Genomic DNA, 26,317 nt, shown 5'->3' on the forward strand with positions numbered 1-26,317 from the left:
ACGAGAGGAAGACAATGCTGAAGCACCTGTCCATCCGAGGCTATCTCAGCCTCATGGTCGCCTTTTTCGGTTTCGCCCTGGTGGTCGGGGCCGCGGCGGGACTCTTGTCCATGCGCGCGGGCAATGAATCGCTCAAGCAGATGTACACCGTCGACACGCCCGCGGTGGCAGACCTGGAAGGCAGCGCCGGGCAGTTGCTGCGCCTGCGCCTGGCGCTCGCGACCTACGCCTCGCTCACCGAGCTCAACGACCAGGAAGGCGCCAGCGCCGTGCTCAAGCGCTCCGACCAATACCTGAAGGCCTCCAACGAACGCCAGGCGCACTACCTTGCCGGCGCCGGCAACGGCGACGAGGAGCAACGCCTGATCAAGGACATGCAGGACAAGCGCGCCAGGTTCCTCGGCGAAGGCGTCGAGCCGGCGCTCGCGGCGCTCAAGGCAGGCGACAAGCCAGCCTTCCTGCAGCAGCAGGCGCACAAGCTGCCGCCGCTCTACAGTGCGTATGAGAAGGCCATGCTGGCACTGGAGAAGCTCCAGCTCGAGCGCGGCGCGCAGCGCTACCAGGAGGCGCAGGAACGCTTCAAGGCGGTCAGCATGGCAGTGGCCATCGGCCTCGCCGCCGCGCTGCTGCTGTCGTGGCTCGGGCGTGCCGCGCTGATGCGCGCCATCGTCGATCCGGTCAACGCCGCCATCGCGCAGTTCAATCGCATCGCCAGCGGGGACCTGACCGGCCATGTCCCGGTCGACAGCGACAATGAGATGGGCAAGCTCAGCGCCGGCCTGCAGAAGATGCAGGCGTCGCTGATCGAAACGGTCGGCACCGTGCGCGGCGGCACCGAATCAATCAACGTCGGCGTGCGCGAGATCTCCGCCGGCAACACCGATCTCTCCCAACGCACCGAAGAACAAGCCGCATCGCTGGAACAGACCGCCGCCAGCATGGAAGAACTCACTTCCACCGTGAAACAGACCGCCGAGAACGCCAGGCAGGCCAGCCATCTCGCGCAAGGCGCCTCGGGGCTGGCCGCCCAGGGCGGCGAACTCACGCAGCAGGTGGTCGGCACCATGCAGCATATCGTCGGCGACTCGCGCAAGATCGGAGAGATCGTCGGCGTGATCGAGAGCATCGCCTTCCAGACCAATATCCTGGCCCTGAACGCCGCGGTCGAAGCCGCCCGTGCCGGCGAACAGGGCCGCGGCTTCGCGGTGGTCGCCAGCGAGGTGCGCTCGCTCGCGCAGCGCAGCGCCGGCGCCGCCAAAGAGATCAAGGGCCTGATCGACGCCTCCACCGCACGCGTGGAAGCGGGCGCCGGACTGGTCGAGCGCTCCGGCGCCACCATGGCCGAGATCGTCAGCGCCATCGCCCGCGTCAGCGGCATCATGAACGAGATCGCCGCCGCCGCCGCCGAACAGAGCTCCGGCATCGACCAGGTCAACGTCGCGGTCACCCAGATGGATGAGGTCACCCAGCAGAATGCGGCGCTGGTCGAACAGGCCGCAGCGGCCGCCGGGTCGCTGGAAGAGCAGGCACGCAGGCTGTCGGCGGCGGTGGCCGTGTTCCGGATCGGCGACGGCGCCCGGGAGCCGCGGGCGCAGGGGGCGGCACCGGTAGCGGCGCGCATGGCGGTTCACGCCGCGTGATCCCGACTCCCGCCCCACGCACCCGCCTACCTGAAGAAGGTGCCAGGGTAACGTCCCGGAAAAATCCGGGAAGAGTGTCCCTCAGGGTACATGGATTGCCGCCGTACATCTTGGCGCACTAACTGTTTGAGACAGCCCGCGACTTCCAGGATTACGCCACCAAATGGCTATGGTCTTACAATCACGAGCGCCCGAACATGGCGCTCGGCGGCATGACCCGAAACAACGATCGGCCATCGTGGCCTAGCCTCAACTTCCAGAGACTGCTAGAAATGGGAGGGTTACCGAGGCGCACAGAGGCAGAAGCGGGGCGGTCTGAGCCGGTCGCCATTCGCAGCCGAGTCCGGGCCAGGAACAGTCATACCGTCATCCGTGTCGAATGGCCGCTTTCCCCGACGGGTTAGGCGCGGCTCGCACGCCACCGCGACTCGTCGCAAGCAGGTGCCGCGCTCTTGGCTGCTGGATATAGCCGCTTCCAATTGTAAAAGACGCGGATGCTGGAGTTGCTCGCCTAACAAGCGTGACAACCCGCAAGAATCCACTCAGAATTGCGCCCGAACTTCCGCTCACTGCTATGAGAACCTGCTTACTCGTTCCGATCCTACTGTTGGCTGCCTGTGCTACCCGCATTGATTACCAACCCGCCACCGTCAGCAATCCTCAGGTCATTGTGGAGCGCGTGCTGTACGAGCAGCCAGACAAGAAGCGTCCGGAGTCAGTCCAGGTCACGGACCGGTATGTGGAGTTCGGGAGCGGCGCCAGAGCTGTGTCCGCTCCTGGCTTGACATCTGTTACTACCACGTCCATTCGGAAAGCCACCAGGCTATATTACCGATCGATTGCTGAAACGCGCCTGTTCAGCAAGCGTAACTGGTTCGTGGTCGAGCCTCGATCATCCGGCGGCCGGACATTGGCGCAGATCTATGTCGAGGATGAACTGAATGCCAAGCGATTGATGGACGCCCTAGCCACCCTCAAGGAGCGCGCACCCGATGGAGAATAGGAGGGGCTTTCCGAAAAACCCTCGTGCTTGACCGAATGATGATGGAACAGATGGCCCGTACCAGACCGTCAGCGGTCGGCCGGACGGCCAGGCCTAGTAACTGGGCACGCATGGCAACAGCGGCCATTCGCCGGTAGCAGAGTTGACGCCCGTTTCGGGTCGAAAGTACCCATTCGCACCGGGAAGCAGATTGCCAGGTGGTGGGTCGCGATAGAAAAGGCATAGTCGGCCTCTACGGCCGAGCCTCAAATGCCGAACCATCTCTACAAAGATGGGAGTTCCCTCTCCGCAGCCTTACGATCGCAAGGACAGGGTGCGGACATTGCCATGCACACGCATGCCGGATTCCGCCCTCCATCGCCGCCCAAAATGATGCCAGCGCACCCAGCAAGCCGAGTTGCAGTGCATCCACTTTCGCATGCCGCGCCCACTTCCACCGCTTGCGCTCCCGCCTGAATCCCGCGTAAAATCCCGGCTCTTGCGGGCGTCGTATAATGGCCATTACCTTAGCTTCCCAAGCTAAAGACGTGGGTTCGATTCCCATCGCCCGCTCCACCTCGGATTGATACGAGCCGCCTTCGCCACCTGGTCACTGACCGATCAGGCTTCGCCCGGCGGCTTTTTTGTTGCCATGCTTCCCCAAGACCCCAGTTCCGACCCCACGCCAGCCGACGAGGCCGGCAACGCGCCCGACCAGGCCGCCGCCGTGGCGCATCCGCGCCGCATCCGCTCCTTCGTGCGCCGCGCCGGGCGGACCTCCACCGGGCAGCAGCGCGCCATCGATGACCTCGGCCCGCGCTTTATCCTGCCCTACGCGCCGCAGCCGCTGGACTGGGAAGCCACCTTCGGGCGCGTCGCGCCGGCGATCCTGGAAATCGGTTTCGGCATGGGCGAAACCACCGCGCATATCGCGCAGTTGCGGCCGCAGGACAACTTCCTGGGCTGCGAGGTGCACGAGCCCGGCGTGGGCGCCCTGCTCAAGCTGATCGGCGAGCGCGGCATCGGGAATGTGCGGATCATGCCGCACGATGCGGTCGAGGTCATCGCGCATATGCTGACCGACGGCTGCCTGGATGGCATCCATATCTTCTTCCCCGACCCCTGGCACAAGAAGCGCCACAACAAGCGCCGCCTGGTGCAGGCGCCCCTGGTGAAGGTGCTGGCCAGCCGGCTCAAGCCGGGCGGCTACCTGCACTGCGCGACCGACTGGGAAGAATATGCCCACCAGATGGTGGAAGTGCTGTCGGGCGAACCGGCGCTGGAGAACACGTCGGATGCGGCCGGCGGCTTTGCGCCGCGGCCTGACTACCGCCCCGTCACCAAGTTCGAACGCCGCGGCGTGCGGCTCGGCCATGGCGTGTGGGACGTGGTATTCCGCAAGCGGGCCTGAGGCCTGGCCGCTTGCCCAATAGAAAAGGCGTGGCCAGTGGCCACGCCTTTCTTGTTTGCGTCGCGCCCCGCGTGAACGGCCAGGCGCGGCCGCGGCTTGGCGCGATCAGGCGTGCCAGGCGATCAGTCCCGTGTAGGCGGTCACCAGCACGATCACGCCGAAGACGATCCGGTACCAGGCGAACGGCTTGAAGTCATGGGTGGCCACGAAGCGCAGCAGCCACCGCACGCACAGGAAGGCCGACAGGAAGGCAAACACGAAGCCGACGCCGAACACACCGAGATCGTCGGCGGACAGCAGCGCGCGCGCCTTGTAAAGCTCGTACACCGTGGCGCCGAAGATCACCGGGATCGCCAGGAAGAACGAGAACTCGGTCGCCACCTGGCGCGACAGCCCGAACAGCATGCCGCCGATGATGGTGGCGCCGGAGCGCGAGGTGCCGGGGATCAGCGCGAAACATTGCGCCAGGCCCACCTTGATGGCGTCGCGCCAGTTGAGGTCATCCACCGACTCGATGCGCGGCGCGCCGGCCTTGGCGGCCTCCAGCAGGGCATTGCCTGCGGGGTGGGAGACCCGGCCGCGATGCGCCTCGCGCCATTCGGCCCACAGGATCACCACGCCGCCGACGATAAAGGCGGTGGCCACGGTGACCGGGTTGAACAGATGCGCCTTGATCCATTTGCCGAACACCAGCGCCAGCACGATCGCCGGCACCGTGGCGACGATCACGTTGACGGCGAAGCGTCGCGCCTTCTCGTCGGTGGCCAGGCCGCCCACCACGGTGGTGATGCGGCGGCGGAATTCCCAGCACACCGCCAGGATGGCGCCGAACTGGATCACGATTTCGAAGATCTTGCCTTTTTCGTCGTTGAAGTCGAGCAACTGGCCAGCCAGGATCAGGTGGCCGGTGCTGGAGATGGGCAGGAACTCGGTCAGTCCTTCGACGATGCCGAGGATCACGGCTTTCAGGGCGAGCGCAATATCCATGCTGATTGGTGGGGCGAAGGAAAACGAAAAAGGAAAAAAGGAAGCCGCAGGGTACGGACCACCGTTGGCCGCGCGCCCGTCATGCGCGCACGCGCACTCACGGACGGTTGATCTTGACGTTGATCCCGTTGGGCAAAACGGTGATTGTACCGGGCTCGACACTGGAGCCGGCAAGGCGCAGCTGATCCGGACGGAAGGTATAGAGCGGATAGCCCTGCAATAGCTGCTCGGCGAGGATGCCGCCCAGCGCATTGAGCTGGCGCGTGAACTGCGCCGGCAGGCCGCCGATGTCGAACTGCTGGACCTGCGGATCCTGCAGCACCAGCGAGCGGCTGGGCGGGTCGTAGCGCAGGCCGCTATCGAGCGCGAAGCGCCCTGTCAGCGGCTGGCCGAAGAACAGGCGGTTGTCGATGGTCGCATCGAACTGCACGTTCACGCGGTTGCGCTCCGGGTCGAGCGTGAGCCGCGGGTTGGCGAGCTGGATGTCGAACAGCTCCATATAGCGCTTGTTGAATGGGAACTTGCGCTCCAGCGCTGCCTGCAGCTGGCTTTGCGAGAAGGTGTAGTCGTTGCCGAACATGGCGCAGCCCGCCAGTGCCGCGGCGAACGCGAGAGCACCGCTTGCTGCCAGCCAGCGCCGGCGATTCATCATGACCATGGGTTGGTTTCCTTTGCGGTTCAGCGGGCAATGGCAGCCGGCGCGGGCGCCGTGGCGGCCTCCAGCCGCGCCAGCCATGCCAGCGCCTGCCCCCGCGAGTCGCCGCACATGTCGGCGGCGGGCTTGAGGCCGGCGCAGAACGCCGGCCGCGAAGGCTGCCCGAAGATCGCGCAGCGGCGATCCGGCAGCAGCTGCACGCACGGCACGCCGGCGGGCTTGCCGTGCGGCATGCCCGGAATGGGTGACGTAATGGAGGGCGCAGTGCAACAAGCGCCACAATCCGGGCGGCAGGAAAGTTCAGACTGGACGGACATGGCAAAGGTTCAGGCGCGGACGGGCGTCCGGCAGGCCGTATTGTGCCCCATGCCCGCGGCGCCAGACCGTGAATGCCCCAGCTTGACCGCCCCAATCCACTCCACTACATTACTGACCCAAGAGTTATTTATTGGCAAAATCCGCGGAGAACGCACCGGCATAGGTGCGCAGCGCCCCAGTGAACAAGTCCCAAGACCAGAACAAGGCCGAGGCGAATCCCAAGCGTTGGGCCCGCCGCAAGGCCGCGCGCCCGCAGGAACTGGTGGCCGCGGCGCTCGAACTGTTTGTCGAGCGAGGCTATGCGGCCACCCGCCTGGAAGATGTCGCGGCCGCCGCAGGTGTGTCCAAGGGCACGGTGTATTTGTACTTTGCCAACAAGGAAGAGCTGTTCAAGACCGTGGTGCGGGAGAACCTGGGGCCGGCGCTGGCCCGGGGCGTCGACCTGGTGGAGACCTTCGAAGGCACCACCGCCGAGCTGCTGCGCGAACTGCTGCGCGGCTGGTGGGGCCTGATCGGCGCCACCTCGGTGGCAGGCCTGACCAGGCTGGTCCTGGCGGAGGCGAATCACTTCCCCGACATCGCCCGTTTCTACCACGAGGAGGTGACGGTACCGGGCGACGAGCTGTTCGCGCGCGTGCTGGCGCGAGGCGCGGCACGCGGGGAGTTGCGCGCGGTGCCGGCCAACCCCAACAGCGCGCTGATCTGCGCGCCGCTGGTGTTCCTGGTGTTGTGGCAACGCGGCTTCGGGGCTTCGTCGAGCATCGTGATCGACCCCGAGGCCTTTATCGACAACCTGCTCCAGATGCTGCTGTTCGGGCTCACCACCGGCGCCGCGCGCGATACGCCGCTGCCGCCGAAGGTCGGCCCCTACGTCTGGGAGCGGATACGGCAAGAACAACTAGAAGCGCTCGCACGAGCGCAAGCGCAGCAGGACGCGGCGGACTCTCCGGCGCGGCCGCCGGAGACAGCATGACCCGACGCACAAAGATACTGATTGGCACGTTCGCCGCGGTGGCCGTGATCGCGGTGCTCAGCGCCACCGCGGCCGTGCGCAAGAACGGCACCGGCAAGCCGGCCACGGCCCCGGCGGCCGTGCAGCCGGCCGCGCCAGGCCTGGTGGAATTCCTCCACTCCGACCTGGCCGAAGCCGCCACGCAGGATCTCCGCGTTGCACTGCCGCTGTCGGGCGGGCTGCGCGCGCTCAACCAGGCCTCGGTCAAGGCCAAGGTCTCGGGCGAGGTGCAGCAAGTGCTGGTGCGCGAGGGCGAGGCCGTACGCGCCGGCCAGGTCATCGTGCGCATCGACGCCACCGAATACCAGGCCAAGGTAGCCCAGGCGCGCGGCCAGATGCTGGCGGCGCGCGGCCAGTACGAGAACTCTAAGCAGACCTTCGAGCGCAACCGCGAGCTGGTTGCCAAGGGTTTCATCTCCAAGACGGCATTCGACAACTACCAGAGCAATCTCGACGTGGCGCGCGCCAACCTCGATGCCGCCCAGGGTGGGCTCGACGTCGCGCAGAAGGCGCTGGCCGATACCGTGGTCAAGGCGCCGCTGGACGGCCTGGTGGCGGCGCGCGCGGTGCAGCCGGGCGAGAAGGTCTCGCCGGATACGCGCCTGGTCGACATCGTCGACCTGCGCTCGCTGGAGCTGGAGGCGCCGATCCCGACCGCCGACGTGGCGCGCGCCGCCATCGGCCAGGCCGTGCGGCTCGACGTGGAAGGCAGCGGCCGCTTCGAAGGCAGGCTGGTGCGCATCAATCCCTCGGCCGTGCCCGGCTCGCGCAGCATCATGGTCTATGTGCGCGTGGACAATCCCGGCGCCCGCCTGCGCGCCGGCATGTTCGCGCAGGGCGCGCTGGTGCTGGGCCAGCACGCGGGCGTGGTGGCGGTGCCGGCCACCGCGATCCGCAGCGACGGCGAGCGCGCCTTCGTCTACACCGTGGAGAACGGCATGCTGGCCGAGCGAGAGGTCAAGCCCGGCATCCGCGACGACGAGCGCGGGCTGGTAGAGATCGCCGGCGGCCTGTCGGCCGGCGCACAGGTGGTGCGCAACAACCTCGGCACCTTGCGCGCGGGCAGCCGCGTCAAGCTGGTCAAGGCATAGGGCGCCCGCCATGTGGTTCACTCGCCTGTCAATCCATAACCCGGTGCTGGCCACCATGATGATGATGGCCTTCGTCGTGGTGGGGCTGTTCTCCTACCAGCGGCTGTCGGTCGACCAGTTTCCGGACATCACCTTTCCCATCGTGGTGGTGCAGACCGAGTATCCCGGCGCCGCGCCCGAATCGGTGGAGTCGGACGTCACCCGCAAGATCGAGGAGATCGTCAACACCATCTCCGGCATCGACGAGATCTTTTCGCACTCCTACCAGGGCACCTCGGTGGTGGTGATCAAGTTCGATCTCTCTGTCGACGTCGGCCAGGCCGCGCAGGACGTGCGCGACAAGATCGCGCTGATCCGCCCGCAGTTCCGCGACGAGGTGAAGGACCCGCGCGTGCTGCGCTACGACCCGTCCGACGCGCCGGTGTTCTACCTGTCGGTGTCCAACGCGCCGGGCGCCGAGCGCACGCAGCGGGAGTTGACCACGATCGCCGACCAGATCGTGCGCAAGCGCCTGGAAACCGTGCGCGGCGTGGGCGCCATCAGCCTCGTCGGCGGCACCAAGCGCGAAGTCGAGATCCGCATCCGCCCGGCCCAGCTCGAAGCACTCGGCATCGGCGTGAACCAGGTGATGGACGCGATCCGCAACGAGAACCAGGAGCTGCCGGCTGGCGAACTGCGCTCGACCTCCACCGAGACGGTGGTGCAGATCAAGGGCCGCATGCTCACGCCGGACGCCTTCCGCAAGATCATCGTGGCGCGCCGCGCCGGCCAGCCGGTCACGCTGGAGCAGGTGGCCGACGTACGCGACGGCGAAGAAGAGCAGGAAAGCCTGGCCATGCTCGACGGCAAGCGCGCGCTGTTCCTCGCGGTGGTGAAGGCGCAGGGCCAGAACACCGTGGACACCGTCGACGGCCTGATCAGGATGACCAACGAAGTGCGCAAGCTGGTGCCCGCGGGCGTGCAGCTCACCGTGGTCAACGATGCCGCGCGCGGCATCCGCAGCAGCGTCAAGGAAGTCCGCTCGACGCTGCTTGAAGGCGCCATGCTGACCGTGGCCATCGTCTTCCTGTTCCTCGGCTCCTGGCGCAGCACGGTGATCACGGGGCTGACGCTGCCGATCGCGCTGATCGGCACCTTCGGCGTGATGTACATGTTCGGCTTCACGCTCAACGTGATCACGCTGATGGCGCTGTCGCTGTGCGTGGGCCTGCTGATCGACGACGCCATCGTGGTGCGCGAGAACATCGTGCGCCACAACCTCATGGGCAAGGACCATCGCGCGGCGGCGCTGGACGGCACCAACGAGATCGGCCTGGCGGTACTGGCGACCACCTTCTCCATTGTCGCGGTGTTTCTGCCGGTGGGCTTCATGGGCGGCATCATCGGCCGCTTCTTCCATCAGTTCGGCGTCACCGTGGTGGCGGCCGTGCTGATCTCGATGTTCGTGTCGTTCACGCTCGACCCGATGCTGTCGTCGGTCTGGCATGACCCCGACCTGCACGGCACGGGCAACAAGAAGAGCCTGTACGGCCGCACCGTGGGCCGCCTGCTGGACTGGTTCTCGGCGCGCATGGACGCGCTCGGCCACGGCTATGGCAGCATGCTGGGCTGGGCACTGAAGCACCGCCTCGCCACCGCCATCATCGCCGCGGCGACCTTCTTCGGCAGCTTCGCGCTGGTGCCGCTGATCGGCACCGAGTTCGTGCCCGCCGCCGACCTCGGCGAAACCCAGGTCGGCTTCACCACGCCGGTGGGCACGTCGATCGCCGTCACCGAGGCCAAGGTCAGGCAGGTGGAGGCCGCGCTCAAGGCGTTCCCGGAAGTGGCCTATACCTATGCCACCATCAACTCGGGCAACACCTCGGGCCGCAACAACGCGCTGGTGTCGGTGCGGCTGACCGAGCGGCGCATGCGCAAGCTCACCACCACCCAGCTCAACCCGATGATCCGCGAGCGGCTCGCGGGCATCGCCGGCATCACCCTGACCATGGTCGGCATGCCCGATGGCGCGGGCGGGCAGAAGGCGCTGCAGGTGTCGATCCAGGGCGACGATCTCGAGACGCTGCGCCGCCTCTCGCTGGAGGCCAGCCGCCGCATGAATGCCGTCCGCGGCCTGGCCGACCTCGATTCCAGCATGAAGGACGACCGCCCTACCGTGGAGGTCCGCATCCGCCGCGAGCTGGCGTCGGACCTCGGCGTGGGCATCGTGCAGATCGGCAATGCGCTGCGCCCGTTGCTGGCCGGCGACGCCATCAGCTCGTGGCGCGCGCCCGACGACCAGAACTACGACGTGCGCGTGCGCCTGCCCAAGGACGCCCGCACCGGCATGGCCGACCTCAGCGGGCTGATGATCGCCAGCAGCCAGGTGGGCAGCGACGGCTCGCCACGCATGGTGCCGCTGCGCCAGATCGCCGAACTGGTGCCCACCACCGGGGCCAACCAGATCAGCCGGCGCGACCTCAGCCGCGAGGTGGAACTGACCGCCAACACCGCGGGCCGCTCGCAGGGAGAAGTGGCGCGCGAGGTCAAGGCCGCGCTGGACGGCATGAACTGGCCGGTGGGCTACAAATACCGCTTCGGCGGCTCCACCAAGTCGATGAACGAATCGTTCGGCTTCGCCGTGTCGGCGCTGGCGCTGGCGGTGATCTTCATCTACATGATCCTGGCCTCGCAGTTCGCCAGCTTCTTCCAGCCGATCGCCATCATGACCTCGCTGCCGCTCACGCTGGTCGGCGTGTTCGCGGCGCTGCTGCTGTTCCGCTCCACGCTGAACATGTTCTCCATCATCGGCTTCATCATGCTGATGGGGCTGGTGACCAAGAACGCCATCCTGCTGGTCGACTTCGCCAACCAGGCCCGGCGTGGCGCCGACGGCCAGCCGCCGATGTCGCGCGAAGCCGCGCTGGTGGCCGCCGCGCGCGTGCGCCTGCGCCCCATCCTGATGACCACGCTGGCCATGATCTTCGGCATGGTGCCACTGGCCTTCAGCCTGGGCGAAGGCGCCGAGCAGCGCGCGCCGATGGGGCAGACGGTGATCGGCGGGATCATCACCTCGTCGATCCTGACGCTGGTGGTGGTGCCGGTGATCTACACCTACCTGGACGATTTCAGCGCCTGGCTGGGGCGGCGCTGGCGCGGCAAGCCCGCCGCGCAGGCGGCGGATAGCCCCCACGTGCCGGTGCGCGAGCCGGCCAGCGCCGAATGACAGCGGCCACGGCCCGGCCCCCGCCGGTCGCCCGCAATGCCGCTTCCCGGGCCGGATTGCGGCATGGAGGCGACAATTCCTGTCACGCGCTTCGGCAACTGCCTTGGCAAGGGGTTAAAATGGCAGGTTTCACGGATTTCCCCGGCCCCTGGCACCGCGCGGCCGGACTCAGAACTGAACAAGCGGTTGGCACTGGAAGGAATGGCAAGATGGATCTCGAGAAAGCCCGATTCAATATGATCGAACAGCAAATCCGCCCGTGGGATGTGCTGGACCAGGAAATCCTGGACCTGCTGGCCGTGGTCAAGCGGGAACAGTTCGTACCGCAGGCTTACGCCGCGCTGGCCTTCGTCGACATGGAAATCCCGCTGCCCGGCGGCCAGAACATGCTGGCGCCGCGCGTCGAGGCCCGCATCCTGCAGGACCTGGCGGTGCGCAAGCACGAGCAGGTGCTCGAGATCGGCGCCGGCTCCGGCTACATGGCCGCCCTGCTGGCCCACCGCGCGCGCCACGTGGTGACCGTGGACATCCTGCCGGAACTGGCTGCGCTTGCCCGCAAGAACCTGGCCGATGCCGGCGTGACCAATGTCGACGTGGCCGAAGGCAACGCCGCCGCCGGCTGGGCCGCCAGCGCACCCTACGATGTGATCTGCATCTCCGGCGCCCTGCCCTCGGTACCCTCGTCGATCCTGTCGCAGGTCAAGGTCGGCGGCCGCATCGCCGCCTTCGTGGGCGCGCTGCCCGCGATGGAAGCGCAGATCATCACGCGCGTGAGCGAGACCGAGTACAAGACCGTCAACCTGTTCGAGACCGCTGTCACGCCGCTGAGCGGTGCCGAGCAGCCCTCGCGCTTCCACTTCTGAACGGGGCGAGCCACATGCAGGTCATCAACGCTCCCGAACTCGCGCAGTGGCTGGCCGATGCCGGCCGCCCGCAACCGGTGCTGCTCGACGTGCGCGAAGGCTGGGAGGTGCAGACCTGCGCCATGCCCGGCATCACCCACATCCCGATGGGCCAGATCCCGGCGCGCGCCGCCGAACTCGACGAAGACGCGGACATCGTCTGCATCTGCCATCACGGCATGCGCAGCATGCAGGTGGCGGGCTTCCTCGAGCGCCAGGGCTTCGCCAAGGTCTACAACCTGACCGGCGGCGTGGACGCCTGGGCCAGCCAGGTGGACCCGGCCATGCCGAAGTATTGACGGCCCAGGAAAGCACCAGGCAGCACCGGAAAGTACCAGCAGCACCAGTATTTCCAGCAGTACCGGCAGGACCAGCAGTACCAGCAGTACCAGCAAGCATTGAGCAGTAGCCCCTTGCACGGCGCCGGCAGGCTGGCGGCGCCGGCTCCCCCTGAACGCTGATCGAAAAACGTAAGCCTGGCGACTGCTGCCCGGCCGACTGGAGATGTCATGAGGTTTGCGCTGTTCCCTGCGCGGGGCCTGCCCACGACGCGCCTGGCACTGACGGGCTCGCTGCTCGCGCTGCTGCACCTGCCGGCCGCGCATGGCGCCGACCTGCTCCAGGTCTATCGCGACGCCCAGGCCAACGATGCACAGTTCGCCAGCGCGCGCGCGCAGCTGGTGGCCAGCCAGGAAAAGCTGCCGCAAGGACGCTCCGGCCTGTTGCCGCAGATCAACGGCACGCTCGGCGCCACGCGCACCAATGTGGACCAGACGGTCCCGATCGTGGCGGACCGCTTTCTCAACAACAACAACTRGTCGCTGCAACTGGTCCAGCCGCTGTTCCGCTGGGATCGCTGGGAAACCTACAAGCAGGGCGAGCTGGCCGCGCTGGCGGGCGAAGTCACGTTCAGCCAGGCGCAGCTCGACCTGATCACGCGCACCTCGCAGGCCTACTTCGACGTGCTGGCCTCGCAGGACAACCTCTACCTGGCCGGCGCGCAGAAGAAGGCCATCGCCGAGCAGCTGGCGCAGGCCAAGCGCAACTTCGAGGTCGGTACCGCCACCATTACCGACGCCAATGATGCGCAGGCGCGCTACGACCTGGCCATTTCGACCGAGATCGCGGCGCAGAGCGACCTCGAAATCAAGCGCGCCAACCTGCAGCAGATCACCGGCAAGCCGGTCGACGAACTGCCGGGATTGCGCACCGCCGCCGAGCTCCCCGGCCCGCTTCCGGCCGACGTCAATACCTGGGCCAGCCAGGCCGAGAACACCAATCCGCAAGTCGGCCTGGCCCGCTACAACCTCGACACCGCACAGCGCGAATACAACAAGGCGCGAGCCGGACACCTGCCCTCGGTCGATCTCGTGGCATCGTACGGCTTCGTCAACTCCACCGGCAGCGCGGCGCAGCAGGTCAATATTTCCAGCCGCTACAACAGCGCCCAGATCGGCGTGCAGCTGAATGTGCCGATCTACAGCGGTGGCCAGGTCCAGTCGCGCGTGCGCGAGACCGCCGCGCTGGCGGACAAGGCCGCCAGCGACCTCGAGTTCGCCCGCCGCACCGCCGCCCAGAGTGCGCGCCAGACCTATTCCGGCGTGTTCAACGGCCTGGCCCAGGTCAAGGCGCTGGAAGCCGCCGAGCGTTCGGCGCAAAGCGCGGTGGAATCCAACCAGCTCGGCTACGAGGTGGGCGTGCGCATCAATATCGACGTGCTGAACGCCGAGGCGCAGCTGTTCTCCACGCGCCGCGATCTCGCCAAGGCGCGTTACGACACCATCATGAACGGCTTGCGCCTGAAGGCCGCCACCGGCGCGCTGGTCGAGGAAGACGTGTTGCAGATCAACACCCTGCTGACCTCGTCGCCGGGCTCGATGTACAAGCTGCCGGAGAGGCTGAAGCTGGGCACGGCGCCGGGCACCACGCCGGCAAGCGCGCCGGCAGGCAAGCGCGCCGCGCAGCGCCGGGAAGCCATCGCCGGCACGCCCGCGCCGCGCAGCTGATCGCCCGCGCCGGCAGAAAACAAAAACGCCGCGGCTACCACCGCGGCGTTTTTTCCTGGCGGGCGCCAGTGGCGCCTGCAGCGCTCAGTTGAAGCGCTCAGTTGACCCGCGTACGCGACTCCACCCCCAGCAGCTGCCAGCGGACCGACGAAGCATCCGCGGGGGGATTGTCCACTCGCGTCTCGCGCACGCGCAGCTTGTACGCCATGCCCGGCTCGAAATCGAGCCCTTCGATCGGGCCGTACCAGAGCGACCACGGCGCATCGGGATTCTCGCGCACGCGATAGCAGGTCTGCTTGCCGACGCCACTGCATTCCACGCGCTGTGAATCCACGTAGACGATCTTCTCCACGCCGCCGGCCTGCTGCGCATCCATCTTCTCGCCGCGCCTGCCCACCCCCTCGCGCTCGACGAACTGCAGCAGGTCGCCATCGACGGTCTTCCAGATAATCTGGCGCCCCGTCGACCCCGCCGACGGCTGCGTGCCCACGGTGGTGAACGGCGACTGCATGGCCTTGAGCAGCGCGGCCTCCAGCTCGCCGCGCGGCGGCACGCAGGCCATGCGCGTGCCGGCCATCCTGTCGAAGCGCATGCCGGTAGCCGTCTTGCCGTAGCCGCCGGTGAAGCGGTTGCAGCCGCTGTAGCCGCTGACCGTGCCTTGCGCCGAGTCGATGCCGCTATTGAACTCGAAGATGATCGGCTGGCCGTTGTCGCCATGCGGGATCTGCCTGAGCGTGCCGTCCGGCTGCTGCCAGCGCGTCAGTTCCCAGCGGCTGGGGCCGCCGCTCTGCGCCTGGTTCAGGCTGGGGCTTGCACCCGGGGAGTCGGGCGCGGGGCCGGTGGCGCAGGCACCCACGGCGGCGCAGAGCAGCGCGGCGCAGGCGGCACGCACCGCCCACGCGGCGGGCATGCGGGAGTGATCACGAGAGGTTTTCTGCATCTGGAAGCTCCTGGTAGGGGGCGCGCGGCTTGGCCGGCCCGCGCTGCTCGACGGCGGCTTGCGGGCCTGGTGGGGCCGCCAGACGGGCCCTCACGCCGAATAGTGTAGCGAACCGCGCGGGAGCGGCCCATCGGGCGCGCGCCTACATGAAGGCAGCCCGTGCCATCCGCGTCCCCCTGCAGGCCTAATGCGCCGCGCCGATCACCTGGGCGAGAGCGGCCATGGTCCGCTGCGTGGCGCCACGATGGAGCACCGAGAACTCGCGCGCGGCATCGCGCATGGCGGCCAGCCCGGGCGCATCGCCCAGCACCGCCGCTGCGGTGCGCATCAGTTCGTCGGCATCGGCCACGCGCCGGCAGGCACCTGCGGCAATGGCGTCTTCGGTCGCCTGCGCGAAGTTGAAGGTGTGCGGGCCGATCAGCACCGGCGTGCCTGCGGCGCACGCCTCGATCAGGTTCTGCCCGCCCAGCGGCAGCAGGCTGCCACCGATGAACGCAATGTCCGAGGCCGCGAAGTACAGCGCCATCTCGCCCATCGAATCGCCCAGCAGCACATCCGCCGCGACCGGCTCCGGCAGGCCCGCCTGCTCCCATGCCGCGGCATCGCCGAGAGCGCTGCGGCGAACCAGCGAGAAGCCGTTGCGCGCGACCAGCCCCGCTACTTCATCGAAGCGCTGCGGATGGCGCGGCACCAGCAGCAGCGCCGGGCGCGGCACGGGCACCGGTGCCGTCGCGGCCAGCGCCTGCCAGCGTGCGAATGCCGCCAGCACCAGCGCCTCCTCGCCTTCGCGCGTGCTGGTGGCGGCGAACACGGCGCGCTCGCCAAACCCCTGGCGCAGCAGGCGGCCGCGCCGCAGGCCGGCCTCGGGCAGCTGCATGTCGAACTTGAGGTTGCCGGTGACCTGCACGGAGGGCAGGCCGAGCGCGCGGAAGCGTTCGGCATCGCCCTGGGTCTGCGCCAGCACCGCGGTGAAGTCGCGATACATGGCGGTGGCGGCCTGCCCGAAGCGGGCCGTGCGCCGATAGCTGCGCGGCGACAGCCGGGCGTTGACCAGCAACAGCGGCACGCCCTCCAACCGCGCGCCGCGCACCAGGCTCGGCCACACCTCGGTTTCCATCAGCATGCCCGCCGCGGGACGGAAATGGCGCAGGAAACGCCGGACCAGCCAGGGCAGGTCGTAGGGCAGGTAGCACTGCGTCACGCGCGGCTGGTTGCCGAACAGCTGGGCGCCGGTCTGGCGGCCGGTCGGCGTCATGTGCGTGAGCAGGAGACGGTGAGACGGATACCCTGCCAGCAGCGCCTCGATCAGCGGCTGCGCCGCGCGCGTCTCGCCGACCGACACCGCATGGACCCACAGCCAGGGGCCGGCCGCGGGCAGCCGGCCGTACGCACCGAGGCGCTCGCCGACGTGCTGCACATAGCCCGGCTCTTTGCGCGCGCGCCAGACCAGGCGCAACAGGGCCACCGGCAGCGCGATCAGCCATAGCAGGTTGTAGAGGGCGCGCAGCATCAGCGCCCCAGCCCGCGCACGCGCCGCGCGGCCGCGTAGACCTCGCCGGGCGGCGGCACCACGCCGTCGTCGCCCACGTTGGCGATGCTGTCCGACCAATAGCCTTCGGTCTTCCAGCGCCAGGTGGCGGTATAGATTTCCACGGTAGGACGGCACAGCGCGGCGGCGATATGGACCAGGCCCGTATCGACGCCGATCACTACCTCGGCGCGGTTGATCAGGCCGAAGCCCTGCATCACGCTGAAACGCGGCAGCACCTGCGCGCCCGGCACGCCGGCGGCGATCTCCTCGGCCGCGCGCCGCTCGGCCTCGCTGCCCCACGGCAGCAGCATGTCCAGGCCTTCGGCCACCAGGCGGCGGCCGAGTTCATGCCAGCTGGCCAGCGGCCAGCGTTTCTTCGCGCCCGCGGTGGCGTGGAAGCACACCGCATAGCGTCCGGGCAAGCCCGACCACAACGGATCGTCGACATGCAGGCTGCGCGCCTGCGGCCCGAAGAACTGCGGCGGTTCGGGCGGCGCGATGCCGGTCAGCGCCGCGCCAAGCAAGCGCGAGCGCCGCACCGAATGGGTCTGCAGCGGCACCGCCACCGGCTCGGTGTAGAACAGCCGCGCGGCCGGCTCGTAGCCCGAGCCCTGCGTGGCGTTGCCCAGTCCGATCACCGGCGCGCCCGGGCGGCGGCGCGCCACGCGCGCCACCACGGCGGTCTTGAGCAGGCCCTGGGTTTCGATCACGGCATCGTAGGCCTGTTCGCGCAGCGCTCGCCGGAAGGCACCGATCTCGCGCCACGCGGCGCCCTGGTAGACCCGCTTGCGCCAGCGCCGCAGGGCGAACGGGATCACCTTGCGCACTTCGGGCAGCAGGCGCACCAGCTCGGCATAACCCTCTTCCACCACCCAGTCGATCTCGCACTCCGGCCAGCGCGCGCGCAGGTCATGCACCAGCGGCATGTTATGCACCACGTCACCCAGCGAAGAAACCTTGACCACCAGGATGCGCGGGCGAGCCGGCAGCGCATGCGGCGGCGCGGCCACGCCCGTTTCACCCACGCCACCCGTTCCGCCCTTCGTGGGCGCGGTCAACGGCATCCGCTCAGAACGGCAGTTGCGCGTCCGGCTTTTCGGCCAGGATCACGCGTTTGAACTCGGCCTGGATGCGGGCCAGCGCGGCATCGCTGTCGGCCTCGAAGCGCATCACCACCACCGGCGTGGTGTTGGAAGGGCGCGCCAGGCCGAAGCCGTCGGCATACTCCACGCGCACACCGTCGATGGTGATGACCTCGCGCGCGCCATCGAACTTCGCATTGGCGCGGATCTTGTCCAGCAGCGTGAAGGCCTCGCCTTCCGCGCACTTGAGCTGCAGCTCGGGCGTGCAGTTCGAGTTGGGCAAGGCGTTGAGCACCGCGCTCGGGTCGGCCTCCTTCGAGAGGATCTCGAGCAGGCGCGCGCCGGTGTACAGGCCATCGTCGAAACCGTACCAGCGGTCCTTGAAGAACACGTGGCCGCTCATCTCGCCGGCCAGCGGCGCGCCGGTTTCCTTGAGCTTGGCCTTGACCAGCGAGTGGCCGGTCTTCCACATCAGCGGCTGGCCGCCATGCTGGCGGATCCACGGCGCCAGCTTGCCGGTGCACTTGACGTCGTAGATGATCTGCTGGCCCGGGTTGCGGGCCAGGATCTCCTCGGCGAACAGCATCAGCTGGCGGTCGGGGAAGATCACCTGGCCGTCCTTGGTCACCACGCCGAGGCGGTCGCCGTCGCCGTCGAAGGCCAGGCCCAGCTCGCAGTCGGTCTCGCGCAGGCACTGCATCAGGTCCTGCAGGTTTTCCACATGGGCGGGATCGGGATGGTGATTGGGGAAGTTGCCGTCGACCTCGCAGAACAGCTCGGTGACCTCGCAGCCGAGCGCGCGGAACAGGTCGCCGACGAAGGCGCCGGCCACGCCGTTGCCGGCATCGAGCGCGATCTTCATCGGGCGCGCCAGCCTGACGTCGCCGACGATGCGGTCCAGGTACTGCTGGCGGATGTCGACCTGCTGGTAGCCGCCGGCGCCGCTTGCGAACTTGCCGGATTCAATGCGCTGGCGCAGGGCCTGGATCTGCTCGCCGTAGATCGCCTTGCCGCCCAGCACCATCTTGAAGCCGTTGTAGTCCGGCGGATTGTGGCTGCCGGTCACCATGATGCCCGAGGCGGCCCGGCGGCCCGCCAGTTCGACATTGGTGCCGAAATAGACCATCGGCGTGGCGACCATGCCGAGATCGATCACATCCATGCCCGCCGCGCGCAGGCCTTCGACCAGGCCGCCCAGCAGGTCGGGCCCCGACAGGCGCCCGTCGCGCCCGACCACCACCGCGCGTTCGCCCTGTTCGGCCGCGGCAGAGCCGAAGGACAGGCCGATCGCACGCGCCACTTCGCGCGTCAGGGTCTTGTCGACGATGCCACGGATATCGTAGGCCTTGAAAATGGAGGGATCAACTTGCATGGGTCACATCCTCTGGGTAATCGGTAGGTTTTGCCATCTTGCGGGTCGCCATTGCCGGCCGCGGCGGGCCGAGCGGCGGGCAATCGCGCCAAAGACCGTATTTTGCCGGAATGCGCAGGGCGCGCCAGTTATAATCGACTGGCTATGCTTGAAAATGGCGCCGCGTACCGTCCCGGCCGCCGTTGCCGGTAGTCCGTCCTTGCCCCGTGCCACCCGTGTCTTCTCCCCTGCCCGCTACCCGTCCTCGCATTGCCTACCTGATCACGAACTCCGAGATCGGGGGAGCGCAGACGCACGTGGCAGACCTGCTGACGGCGCTGCGCGACAGGGTCGAGCCGGTGCTGCTGGCCGGCGGCACCGGCCCGCTGCTGGACCATGCGCGGGCCCTGGGCGCGCGCACCGAGCGCCTGACCCTGCTGGACAACGCGCTGTCGCCGCTGCGCGCGCTGGCCGCCTTGCGCCAGCTGCTGGGGGCGCTGCGCGCCACCGCGCCCGACCTGATCCACGCGCACAGTGCCAAGGCCGGCGCGCTGGGCCGGGTCGCGGGCTGGCTGCTGGGCGTGCCGGTGGTCTATACGGTGCACGGTTTCGCCTTCAAGGCGGCCGCCCCGGCGCGCCAGCGCCTGGCTGCGCGCGCGACCGAATGGCTGCTAGCCCCGCTCACCGCGCGGCTGATCTGCGTGGCCCGGGCCGAACGCACGCTTGCCGCGACGCTGCCGATGGCCGCATCGCGCATCAGCGTGATCCGCAACGGCATTGCCGACACGCCGGCCCGTGCCACGCCCGGCGCGCCCCTGCGGCGCATCGTCATGGTGGCGCGCCTGGCCGCGCCCAAGCGCGCGGACCTGATCATCCGCGCGTTCGCGCGCGCCGCCCTGCCTGACTGCGAACTGGTGCTGGCCGGCGTTGGCCCGCAGGCCGACGCCCTGCGTGCCCTGGCCGACACCGAGGCGCCCGCCCGGGTCCGCTTCGCCGGCGCGGTCAGCGATGTGCCGGCGCTGCTGGCGTCCGCCCAGGCCTTCGCGCTGGCATCGGACCACGAAGGCTTCCCGCTCTCGGTGCTCGAAGCCATGCGCGCCGGCCTGCCGGTCGTCGCCAGCGATCTCCCCGGCATCCGGGAGCAGCTCGGCGACGGCGCCTGCGGCCTGCTGGTGCCCGGCAACGACGAACACGCCTGGAGCGCGGCGCTCACCCGGCTGGCAAGCGATGCCGGGCTGCGCGAGGACCTCGGACAAGCCGCCCGCGCGCGCTGGGCGCGCGAGTTCGGCCTGGCGCCGATGGCCGAGGCCACCTGGGAGGTCTACCAACAGGCGCTGGCCAGCAGGCGCCCGGCCGTCCGCACCGCGGCCAGCAGCTCAGCGAGCGGACAATGAACAAGACCCACAGCGTCGCCCGCCCGGCGCAACTCAGCCGCGCCCAGGGCTCCGAAACCGTCCGCCGCGCCAGCCGCATGCTGGCCTGGGCGCTGTTCGGCCTGTTGCTGTTCGCCCTCAATACCGCGCTGGCCGAACTGGCCCACCACGCCGGACTGGTCACCTACGTGTTCACCCGCACGCTGCTGTGGTCGGTGCTGCCCTACCTGTTCGCCTTCGTGCTGCTGCACCGCTCGCTGCACCTGCCCGCGATGGAAGGCAACAGCCTGGTCGGCCTCGCCACCACCCTGCCCTTCGCCGCGCTGCTGTTCGTCTTCGCCGCCTTCCACCTCGAATACTCGCGCGGCGCGCTGCTGCTCAGCTACCTCACCACGCTGGGCTGGATCTGGTTCGGCTACCGGCGCTACGTGCGCAACTACGTGCCCGTATTCGGCTACTCCGATCCCGCCACGCTCGCGCAGCTCGAACAGATCCTCGCCATGCCCGGCGCCGCGCCGGCCAGCCCCACCCGCTTCCAGGCCATCAGCTCGCTCGACGAAGCCGTGCACTGCGACGGCCTCATGCTCGAGCGCAACGCCACCGCGGACCCCGAACGCACCCGCCTTCTCGCCCAGTTCAAGCTCAGCCACGTGCGCATGTACTCCGTGGAGCGGATCGGCGAGATGCTGACCGGGCGCGTCGGCCTGGCCCACATCGACGAGAATTTCCTCGACGACTACGCCGCCCACTACTTCTACAGCTTCGCCAAGCGCATGATCGACCTGGCCGCCGTGCTGTGCCTGGCGCCGTTCGCGCTGCCCGTGGGCCTGGCCGTGGGCGCCGCGATCCGCCTCGAGTCGCCCGGCCCGGCGCTGTTCCGCCAGGCCCGTGTCGGCCTGTTCGGCAAACCCTTCACCATGTTCAAGTTCCGCAGCATGGGATACGACATCGGCGCCCCCGCCCAGTTCGCCGCCCGCCGCGATCCGCGCGTGACCCGCGTGGGCCGCATCATCCGCAAGTACCGCCTCGACGAAATCCCGCAGCTCTGGAACGTGCTGGTTGGCGACATGAGCCTCATCGGCCCCCGCCCCGAGCAAGTGCCGATGGTCGAAGAGTTCGCCCGCACCATCGCTTACTATCCCTACCGTCACCTGGTGCGGCCGGGCCTGTCCGGCTGGGCGCAGGTGCAGCAGGGCTACGTCGGCACGCACGAAGAAACCGTGACCAAGCTCAGCTACGACCTGTACTACGTCAAGCACTGCTCGTTCGCGCTGGACCTGCTGATCGCGGTGAAGACCTTGCGGACGTTGTTGACGGGGTATGGGGCACGGTGAACCAGCCACTCCGTCCCGGCCATCCTCCCCCCCCAATGCGCATCCTGCTGCTTAGCACCGGCCTCAGGATCGGCGGCGCCGAACAGCAGGTAGCCGCGCTCGCGCGGCAGTTCATCGCGCTCGGCCACGCCGTGGCCGTAGTCAGCCTCGCGCCCGGGCGCGAGGTCGACCTGCCCGAAGCGGCAACGCTGTTCTGCGTGGACATGCGCAAGACACCGTGGTCGATGGCACGCGCGCTGTGGCGCGTGCGCGGCTTCGTGCGCGACTGGCGGCCGGATGTCATCCACGCGCACATGATCCATGCCAATGTGTTCGCGCGGGTGTTGACGCGGGTTTCGCGCACGCCGCCCGTGGTCTGCACCGCGCACAGCTATCGCGAAGGCGGCCGGCTGCGCATGCTCGCGTACCGGCTGACCGACCGCTGGGCCACGCTCACCACCCACGTCAGTGCCGACGGCCGGCAAGGCATGATCGATGCCGGCGCGGTGCCGCCCGGTCGCATCGTCGTGGTGCCGAACGGCATCGACATCGAGCGCTTCCGCCCCCAGCCCGGGCTGCGGCAGGCTACGCGCAGCGCCCTCGGCGTGCCGCCGGGCACGGCACTTGTGCTCAATGTCGGCCGGCTGGTGCCGGAGAAGGCACAGGACCTGCTCCTGGATGCGTTCAGCCGCCTCGAAGACAATGCGCAGGCGAGCCCGCGGCTCATGATTGCCGGCGACGGTCCGGCCCGCGCGGCGCTGGCCGATGACATCGGCCGGCGCGGCCTGGCCGAGCGCGCATCGCTGCTCGGCATGCGCCGCGATATCCCCGCGCTAYTGAACGCTGCCGACCTCTTCGTCCTGTCTTCGCAGATCGAAGGCATGCCGCTGGCGATTGCCGAAGCGCTGGCATGCGGATGCCCGGTCGTCTCCACCGATGCGCCAGGCGTCGCCGACATGCTCGGCGATGCGGGGCAGGTCGTACCGCGGGGCGACGCCGCCGCGCTGGCAGCCGCGATCCGCACCGCGCTGGCCGCCGGCACCGGCTCCCCCGCGGCACAAGCCGCGCGCCGCCAGCGCATCGCCGCGCGCTTCGGCATCGAAGCCGTTGCCCGCCAATGGCTGGCCTGCTACGCCAGGCTCGCCACCGCCGGCGCCGCAAGCTGCGCGGAGCCCGCCTGATGCGGCGCCGCGTCGCCGGGAACCTGCTCTGGATGCTGGCCGAACGCGGCATCCAGGTCGCCGCCGGCATCGGCATCGTCGCCATGCTTGCGCGCGCGCTGGGCCCAGAGGGCTTCGCCCACTTCCAGTACGCGCAGGCCGTCGTGCTGATCGCCGCCTCGGTGGCGCTCATCTGCGGCGGCGAAGTCATTGTGCCCCGCCTGGTCGCCACCACCCTGCCGCAGGCCCAGCACCGCCTGCTCGCGCACGCCTTCTCGCTGCGCCTCGGCGGCGCCATCCTTGGCTACCTGCTGATGTGCGGTTACCTGCTGCTGCAACATCCGGCACAGGAGACCTGGACCGCTGCCCTGCTGCTCGGCATCGCCATCCTGCTACGCGAGCCGTTCGGCATCGTGGTGGCCTGGATGCAGGCGCACACCAATAACCGGCCCAACACGCTGTTCAGCCTGGCATCGCTGGCCGTCAAGGCCGGCCTCGTGGCAGCCCTGTTCGTCGCGGGCAAGCACAGCGTGCCCTTGTATGCCGGCGCCTTCGCAATCGAAGCCGTCATCATGGCCTGCCTGCTGGCAATCCACTACTACACGCACGCACAGCGCGGCAGCGTGCAGTACGACTACCGCGTCACGCGCGAGCTGATGAGCAGCGGCGCGCTGTTCTGGGTCAGCTTCATGCTGATGATGGGCGCGCGCCGGATCGACCAGCTCGTGCTGCAGCCCGCGGTGCCGCTCGCCGACTTCGGCGCATACGCGGCCTGCATGCAGATACTGGACAACTACACGGTCGTGGCCACCATCCTGGCGGCAGGCGTCGCGCCGATGTATGTGTACGGCAAGGCCGAGCTGGCAATCGCGCGTGCGAACATTGCCCGCATTGTGCTGGGCATGACGGCGACCGGCCTGTGCGGCGCAATCCTGATCGCCGTCGGCGCACCTTGGATCGTGCAACTCCTGTACGGTCACGCGTTCGCGCCCACCGCGTCGCTGCTGCGCGCCGCGGCCGTCTCCTCCACGCTCATCTTCGCCGACGTGGGCCTGACCCTGTTGCCGGTCTACCTGCGCCGGCCGGATTGGATCGCCATCAAGTGGGCGGGCGTGCTTGGCGTCACGCTCGTGTTCGACCTGGCCACCGTGCCCACCTATGGCGCCTGGGGCGCGGTCGGCGGCTATACGGTTGGCAACGCCATCGCGGTTGCCTTTGGCGTGTTCCTCTGGTGGCGCAGCAGGAAGGCGCCGGCGCTGGCAACGACATGACATCACTTCCGACGATCTGCTTCCTGACCGGCACGCTCAATGCCTTTGCCGGCGCAGAGCGGATGACCGCGGTCATCGCCAACGCGCTCGCCGAGCGCGGCTATCCGGTCAGCATACTGAGCCTGTGGGACGAGCGCAGTTGCTTCACGCTCCATCCCGCCGTCAGGCACCACGCCCTGTTCGCGCAGCGGCCCTCATTCAAGCGGGCCTACTTCTCAACGGTGCTCGGCATCCGGCGCTTTGTCACGCAACAGGGCATCGACGTACTGATCGAAGTCGACACCATGCTGACCTTGTTCACACTGCCGGCGACGCTGGGGCTGAACGTACGCAGGATTGCGTGGGAGCATTGTCATTTCGATGAAGATCTCGGGAAGCGCGCGCGACGGATTGCGCGGCGGCTCGCCGCCCGGACCTGCGAAGCGGTGGTGGTATTGACGGAGCGCGACAAGCGGCGGTGGCAGACTGCCTTGACGCCGCGCAGCCGCATCGAGGTCATTTCCAACCCATTGCCGTTCCCGTTCCCCGAGATGCCCGCCAGCCGGGAGTCGAAGACGGTCCTCGCGGTCGGCCGCCTCGTGCGCGCCAAGGGCTTCGATGTCCTGCTGAACGCCTGGGCGCGGGTAGCAGCTGGCCACCCCGACTGGCGACTCGAGATCATCGGCGAAGGTGAAGAGCGTGAAGCGCTCGAAGCACTGGCCGGCGAGTTGGATATCGCCGGCTCGGTCAGCATGCCGGGAACGCGCGCGGACATGGAATCGTGCTACCGGAGCGCGGCGATCTTCTGCCTGAGTTCGCGCTATGAGGGCTTCGGACTGGTGTTGCTGGAGGCGATGGCGTTCGGGTTGCCCGTGGTGTCGACCGATTGCGAGACAGGACCGAGGGAACTGGTACGGGATGGGGAGAACGGGCTGGTTGCGCACCCCGAGAATTCTGGATCGTTAGGAGAAAAACTCTCACTACTGATGGGCGACGTATCTCTGCAAGAGTCGCTTGCCCGAGAAGCCAGACAGTTTGCCACCCCCTTCGGGGTCGACACGATCTCCAAAAACTGGCAGTCACTGCTTGCCATGGCGGGGCGCACATCCCGAATCAGCACCGTCTAGCAAGCTTGCACCAACAAAAGTAGGAAATGCGCATCAAATCAGGGCGTTGTTGTGATCCGCGTTACAATCAATGACTCATACGTACAAAGCTTCTTAGGCTTGTCCCCCCCATGCCGTTGACACCAGAAAACTCGCCCGAGAACCTCTCATCGAAAGCATTGCAACTGTTTTTTGCGAAATCAGCAAAGCTCCTGCTAGCAACCACCGTCATTGGTGTTGCCGGCGCGATCGGATATTCCTTCTTCCAGCCACCTCAGTGGACTGCCAAGATGACTGTCCAGATCGGCCAAGTGACGACTCCCAGTTCGGGCGGGAGCAATATCAGCAAGCTCATCGAGGCACAGCTGACGGCATCCGACCGTTATAACCTGCCAAGCTTTCGCCTGGACGTGCTCAAGAACATGGGTTTGCCCGCACCGGATGCCAATTCCCCGGAATCGGCGCTGCTGTTTGATTCGCTGCGCTCAGCGCCAGCGAAAAGCATCGACCTGATCAACGTCCAGGTCTCCGGATATTCCCGCGAGCAGGCCATTCGTGCGCTTGATGTCTCATTCAAGACGCTGTCCGCGGAACATGAGAAGGTATACGCACCTGCAGTGGAGCGTATGAAAGCCGATCTCGCCAACTCGTTGACAAAGCTTGCCGTAGCGGAACAGGACTATCAGCGTACCTACACGGCGTTGAAGTCAAGCGAGAGCCGAACGACCACGCAAGATCTTTTCACTACCAATATCCTAGCCGTCGTCAGCGCGCGGGTTTTGGCCCTGGGGCAGCAAAAGATACAACTAGAAGACGGCCTTGCGACCCTGAGGACCTACCCGACACGGGTGCTGGGCGAATACTACGCTCCCCAGCGTCCCTCCTCGCCCGGTAAGTTGCTGTACGCGGTAGCCGGTGCGGCCATCGGGCTGATGGCCGGCCTCTTGATCGCGCTGGCGCGCAATTCGCGTCGTTCGTAGGCGTTACTCCGACGCGAGCCCC

The 26,317-nt window shown here is 67.9% G+C and carries 22 protein-coding genes and 1 tRNA gene; 16 read left to right on the top strand and 7 right to left on the bottom strand.

The features are described 5' to 3' along the window. The first annotated feature begins 14 nt into the window (after positions 1-14). The 4 genes from AB4Z48_RS07380 to trmB all read left to right on the top strand — a co-directional run bounded on the left by AB4Z48_RS07380 (position 15) and on the right by trmB (position 4,033). Positions 15-1,640 carry a methyl-accepting chemotaxis protein gene (locus AB4Z48_RS07380; protein WP_441613246.1) on the top strand — a complete coding sequence of 542 codons (1,626 nt, stop codon included), beginning with the start codon at positions 15-17 and terminating at the stop codon, positions 1,638-1,640. Positions 1,641-2,160: 520 nt separating this feature from the next. Then, positions 2,161-2,643 carry a hypothetical protein gene (locus AB4Z48_RS07385; RefSeq protein ID WP_441613247.1) on the top strand — a complete coding sequence of 161 codons (483 nt, stop codon included), beginning with the start codon at positions 2,161-2,163 and terminating at the stop codon, positions 2,641-2,643. Between the two features lie 480 nt (positions 2,644-3,123). Continuing rightward, positions 3,124-3,198, top strand: a tRNA-Gly gene (locus tag AB4Z48_RS07390). A 76-nt stretch (positions 3,199-3,274) separates the two neighbouring features. After that, positions 3,275-4,033, top strand: a complete 759-nt coding sequence (trmB, locus tag AB4Z48_RS07395) for a tRNA (guanosine(46)-N7)-methyltransferase TrmB (RefSeq protein ID WP_441613248.1) — start codon at positions 3,275-3,277, stop codon at positions 4,031-4,033. Between the two features lie 105 nt (positions 4,034-4,138). Here trmB and AB4Z48_RS07400 read toward each other — a convergent pair whose 3' ends face one another. The 3 genes from AB4Z48_RS07400 to AB4Z48_RS07410 form a co-directional block, all read right to left on the bottom strand. Continuing rightward, positions 4,139-5,020, bottom strand: coding sequence for an undecaprenyl-diphosphate phosphatase (locus tag AB4Z48_RS07400; RefSeq protein WP_441613249.1), 882 nt, complete (start codon positions 5,018-5,020; stop codon positions 4,139-4,141). Positions 5,021-5,117: 97 nt separating this feature from the next. Then, positions 5,118-5,678, bottom strand: coding sequence for a DUF1439 domain-containing protein (locus AB4Z48_RS07405; RefSeq protein ID WP_441613250.1), 561 nt, complete (start codon positions 5,676-5,678; stop codon positions 5,118-5,120). 20 nt (positions 5,679-5,698) lie between these two features. Next, positions 5,699-5,992 carry a YkgJ family cysteine cluster protein gene (locus tag AB4Z48_RS07410; RefSeq protein ID WP_441613251.1) on the bottom strand — a complete coding sequence of 98 codons (294 nt, stop codon included), beginning with the start codon at positions 5,990-5,992 and terminating at the stop codon, positions 5,699-5,701. Positions 5,993-6,171: 179 nt separating this feature from the next. Between AB4Z48_RS07410 and AB4Z48_RS07415 the strand changes: the two genes are divergently transcribed. The 6 genes from AB4Z48_RS07415 (at position 6,172) to AB4Z48_RS07440 (ending at position 14,209) form a co-directional block, all read left to right on the top strand. Next, positions 6,172-6,966: a TetR/AcrR family transcriptional regulator gene (locus tag AB4Z48_RS07415; protein WP_441613252.1), complete on the top strand. Its 795-nt coding sequence runs from the start codon at positions 6,172-6,174 to the stop codon at positions 6,964-6,966. Then, complete coding sequence (locus tag AB4Z48_RS07420; RefSeq protein ID WP_441613253.1) at positions 6,963-8,096, top strand: efflux RND transporter periplasmic adaptor subunit; 1,134 nt, start codon at positions 6,963-6,965, stop codon at positions 8,094-8,096. The genes AB4Z48_RS07415 and AB4Z48_RS07420 overlap by 4 nt, the downstream gene beginning before the upstream one ends. Positions 8,097-8,106: 10 nt before the next feature. Continuing rightward, the gene (locus AB4Z48_RS07425; protein ID WP_441613254.1) at positions 8,107-11,301 is read left to right on the top strand and encodes an efflux RND transporter permease subunit; all 3,195 of its coding nucleotides are present in this window, start codon (positions 8,107-8,109) and stop codon (positions 11,299-11,301) included. Between the two features lie 209 nt (positions 11,302-11,510). After that, positions 11,511-12,164 carry a protein-L-isoaspartate O-methyltransferase family protein gene (locus tag AB4Z48_RS07430; protein WP_441613255.1) on the top strand — a complete coding sequence of 218 codons (654 nt, stop codon included), beginning with the start codon at positions 11,511-11,513 and terminating at the stop codon, positions 12,162-12,164. Positions 12,165-12,178: 14 nt separating this feature from the next. Next, positions 12,179-12,502, top strand: a complete 324-nt coding sequence (locus AB4Z48_RS07435) for a rhodanese-like domain-containing protein (protein ID WP_441613256.1) — start codon at positions 12,179-12,181, stop codon at positions 12,500-12,502. A gap of 210 nt (positions 12,503-12,712) precedes the next feature. After that, positions 12,713-14,209 carry a TolC family outer membrane protein gene (locus AB4Z48_RS07440; protein ID WP_441613257.1) on the top strand — a complete coding sequence of 499 codons (1,497 nt, stop codon included), beginning with the start codon at positions 12,713-12,715 and terminating at the stop codon, positions 14,207-14,209. 97 nt (positions 14,210-14,306) lie between these two features. On the opposite strand, the gene AB4Z48_RS07445 is transcribed toward AB4Z48_RS07440, so the two are convergent. From AB4Z48_RS07445 to AB4Z48_RS07460, 4 genes are all read right to left on the bottom strand, one after another. Further along, a complete protein-coding gene (locus AB4Z48_RS07445; RefSeq protein WP_441613258.1) occupies positions 14,307-15,149 on the bottom strand; it encodes an META and DUF4377 domain-containing protein in 843 nt (280 codons plus the stop codon). 184 nt (positions 15,150-15,333) lie between these two features. After that, positions 15,334-16,659, bottom strand: a complete 1,326-nt coding sequence (gene waaA / locus AB4Z48_RS07450; RefSeq protein ID WP_441613259.1) for a lipid IV(A) 3-deoxy-D-manno-octulosonic acid transferase — start codon at positions 16,657-16,659, stop codon at positions 15,334-15,336. Beyond that, the gene (gene waaC, locus AB4Z48_RS07455) at positions 16,659-17,744 is read right to left on the bottom strand and encodes a lipopolysaccharide heptosyltransferase I (protein WP_441613260.1); all 1,086 of its coding nucleotides are present in this window, start codon (positions 17,742-17,744) and stop codon (positions 16,659-16,661) included. The genes waaA and waaC overlap by 1 nt, the downstream gene beginning before the upstream one ends. A 4-nt stretch (positions 17,745-17,748) precedes the next feature. Next, positions 17,749-19,134: a phosphomannomutase/phosphoglucomutase gene (locus tag AB4Z48_RS07460; protein WP_441613261.1), complete on the bottom strand. Its 1,386-nt coding sequence runs from the start codon at positions 19,132-19,134 to the stop codon at positions 17,749-17,751. A gap of 215 nt (positions 19,135-19,349) precedes the next feature. Between AB4Z48_RS07460 and AB4Z48_RS07465 the strand changes: the two genes are divergently transcribed. The 6 genes from AB4Z48_RS07465 to AB4Z48_RS07490 all read left to right on the top strand — a co-directional run bounded on the left by AB4Z48_RS07465 (position 19,350) and on the right by AB4Z48_RS07490 (position 26,295). Continuing rightward, the gene (locus AB4Z48_RS07465) at positions 19,350-20,507 is read left to right on the top strand and encodes a glycosyltransferase family 4 protein (RefSeq protein WP_441613262.1); all 1,158 of its coding nucleotides are present in this window, start codon (positions 19,350-19,352) and stop codon (positions 20,505-20,507) included. Beyond that, positions 20,504-21,820: a sugar transferase gene (locus AB4Z48_RS07470; protein ID WP_441613263.1), complete on the top strand. Its 1,317-nt coding sequence runs from the start codon at positions 20,504-20,506 to the stop codon at positions 21,818-21,820. The genes AB4Z48_RS07465 and AB4Z48_RS07470 overlap by 4 nt, the downstream gene beginning before the upstream one ends. A 35-nt stretch (positions 21,821-21,855) precedes the next feature. Beyond that, the gene (locus AB4Z48_RS07475; protein ID WP_441613264.1) at positions 21,856-22,980 is read left to right on the top strand and encodes a glycosyltransferase; all 1,125 of its coding nucleotides are present in this window, start codon (positions 21,856-21,858) and stop codon (positions 22,978-22,980) included. Next, positions 22,980-24,230 carry a lipopolysaccharide biosynthesis protein gene (locus AB4Z48_RS07480; RefSeq protein WP_441613265.1) on the top strand — a complete coding sequence of 417 codons (1,251 nt, stop codon included), beginning with the start codon at positions 22,980-22,982 and terminating at the stop codon, positions 24,228-24,230. The genes AB4Z48_RS07475 and AB4Z48_RS07480 overlap by 1 nt, the downstream gene beginning before the upstream one ends. Continuing rightward, positions 24,227-25,336 (top strand): glycosyltransferase family 4 protein, encoded by a 1,110-nt coding sequence (locus tag AB4Z48_RS07485; protein WP_441613266.1) that lies wholly within the window; start codon positions 24,227-24,229, stop codon positions 25,334-25,336. The genes AB4Z48_RS07480 and AB4Z48_RS07485 overlap by 4 nt, the downstream gene beginning before the upstream one ends. Positions 25,337-25,446: 110 nt before the next feature. Further along, a complete protein-coding gene (locus tag AB4Z48_RS07490; RefSeq protein WP_441613267.1) occupies positions 25,447-26,295 on the top strand; it encodes a Wzz/FepE/Etk N-terminal domain-containing protein in 849 nt (282 codons plus the stop codon). Positions 26,296-26,317 lie beyond the last annotated feature (22 nt).

The sequence above is a fragment of the Cupriavidus sp. 2TAF22 genome (genome assembly GCF_052115045.1).
In the GTDB taxonomy this organism is placed as follows: Bacteria; Pseudomonadota; Gammaproteobacteria; order Burkholderiales; family Burkholderiaceae; genus Cupriavidus.

Bases quoted from the DNA above. Each gene is read 5' to 3' on its own strand.
- AB4Z48_RS07380 (WP_441613246.1), top strand. From the start codon at position 15: ATGCTGAAGCACCTGTCCATCCGAGGCTATCTCAGCCTCATGGTCGCC.
- trmB (WP_441613248.1), top strand. From the start codon at position 3,275: ATGCTTCCCCAAGACCCCAGTTCCGACCCCACGCCAGCCGACGAGGCC.
- AB4Z48_RS07400 (WP_441613249.1), bottom strand. From the start codon at position 5,020: ATGGATATTGCGCTCGCCCTGAAAGCCGTGATCCTCGGCATCGTCGAA.
- AB4Z48_RS07405 (WP_441613250.1), bottom strand. From the start codon at position 5,678: ATGGTCATGATGAATCGCCGGCGCTGGCTGGCAGCAAGCGGTGCTCTC.
- AB4Z48_RS07410 (WP_441613251.1), bottom strand. From the start codon at position 5,992: ATGTCCGTCCAGTCTGAACTTTCCTGCCGCCCGGATTGTGGCGCTTGT.
- AB4Z48_RS07420 (WP_441613253.1), top strand. From the start codon at position 6,963: ATGACCCGACGCACAAAGATACTGATTGGCACGTTCGCCGCGGTGGCC.
- AB4Z48_RS07425 (WP_441613254.1), top strand. From the start codon at position 8,107: ATGTGGTTCACTCGCCTGTCAATCCATAACCCGGTGCTGGCCACCATG.
- AB4Z48_RS07430 (WP_441613255.1), top strand. From the start codon at position 11,511: ATGGATCTCGAGAAAGCCCGATTCAATATGATCGAACAGCAAATCCGC.
- AB4Z48_RS07435 (WP_441613256.1), top strand. From the start codon at position 12,179: ATGCAGGTCATCAACGCTCCCGAACTCGCGCAGTGGCTGGCCGATGCC.
- AB4Z48_RS07445 (WP_441613258.1), bottom strand. From the start codon at position 15,149: ATGCAGAAAACCTCTCGTGATCACTCCCGCATGCCCGCCGCGTGGGCG.
- waaA (WP_441613259.1), bottom strand. From the start codon at position 16,659: ATGCTGCGCGCCCTCTACAACCTGCTATGGCTGATCGCGCTGCCGGTG.
- waaC (WP_441613260.1), bottom strand. From the start codon at position 17,744: ATGCCGTTGACCGCGCCCACGAAGGGCGGAACGGGTGGCGTGGGTGAA.
- AB4Z48_RS07460 (WP_441613261.1), bottom strand. From the start codon at position 19,134: ATGCAAGTTGATCCCTCCATTTTCAAGGCCTACGATATCCGTGGCATC.
- AB4Z48_RS07470 (WP_441613263.1), top strand. From the start codon at position 20,504: ATGAACAAGACCCACAGCGTCGCCCGCCCGGCGCAACTCAGCCGCGCC.
- AB4Z48_RS07480 (WP_441613265.1), top strand. From the start codon at position 22,980: ATGCGGCGCCGCGTCGCCGGGAACCTGCTCTGGATGCTGGCCGAACGC.
- AB4Z48_RS07485 (WP_441613266.1), top strand. From the start codon at position 24,227: ATGACATCACTTCCGACGATCTGCTTCCTGACCGGCACGCTCAATGCC.
- AB4Z48_RS07490 (WP_441613267.1), top strand. From the start codon at position 25,447: ATGCCGTTGACACCAGAAAACTCGCCCGAGAACCTCTCATCGAAAGCA.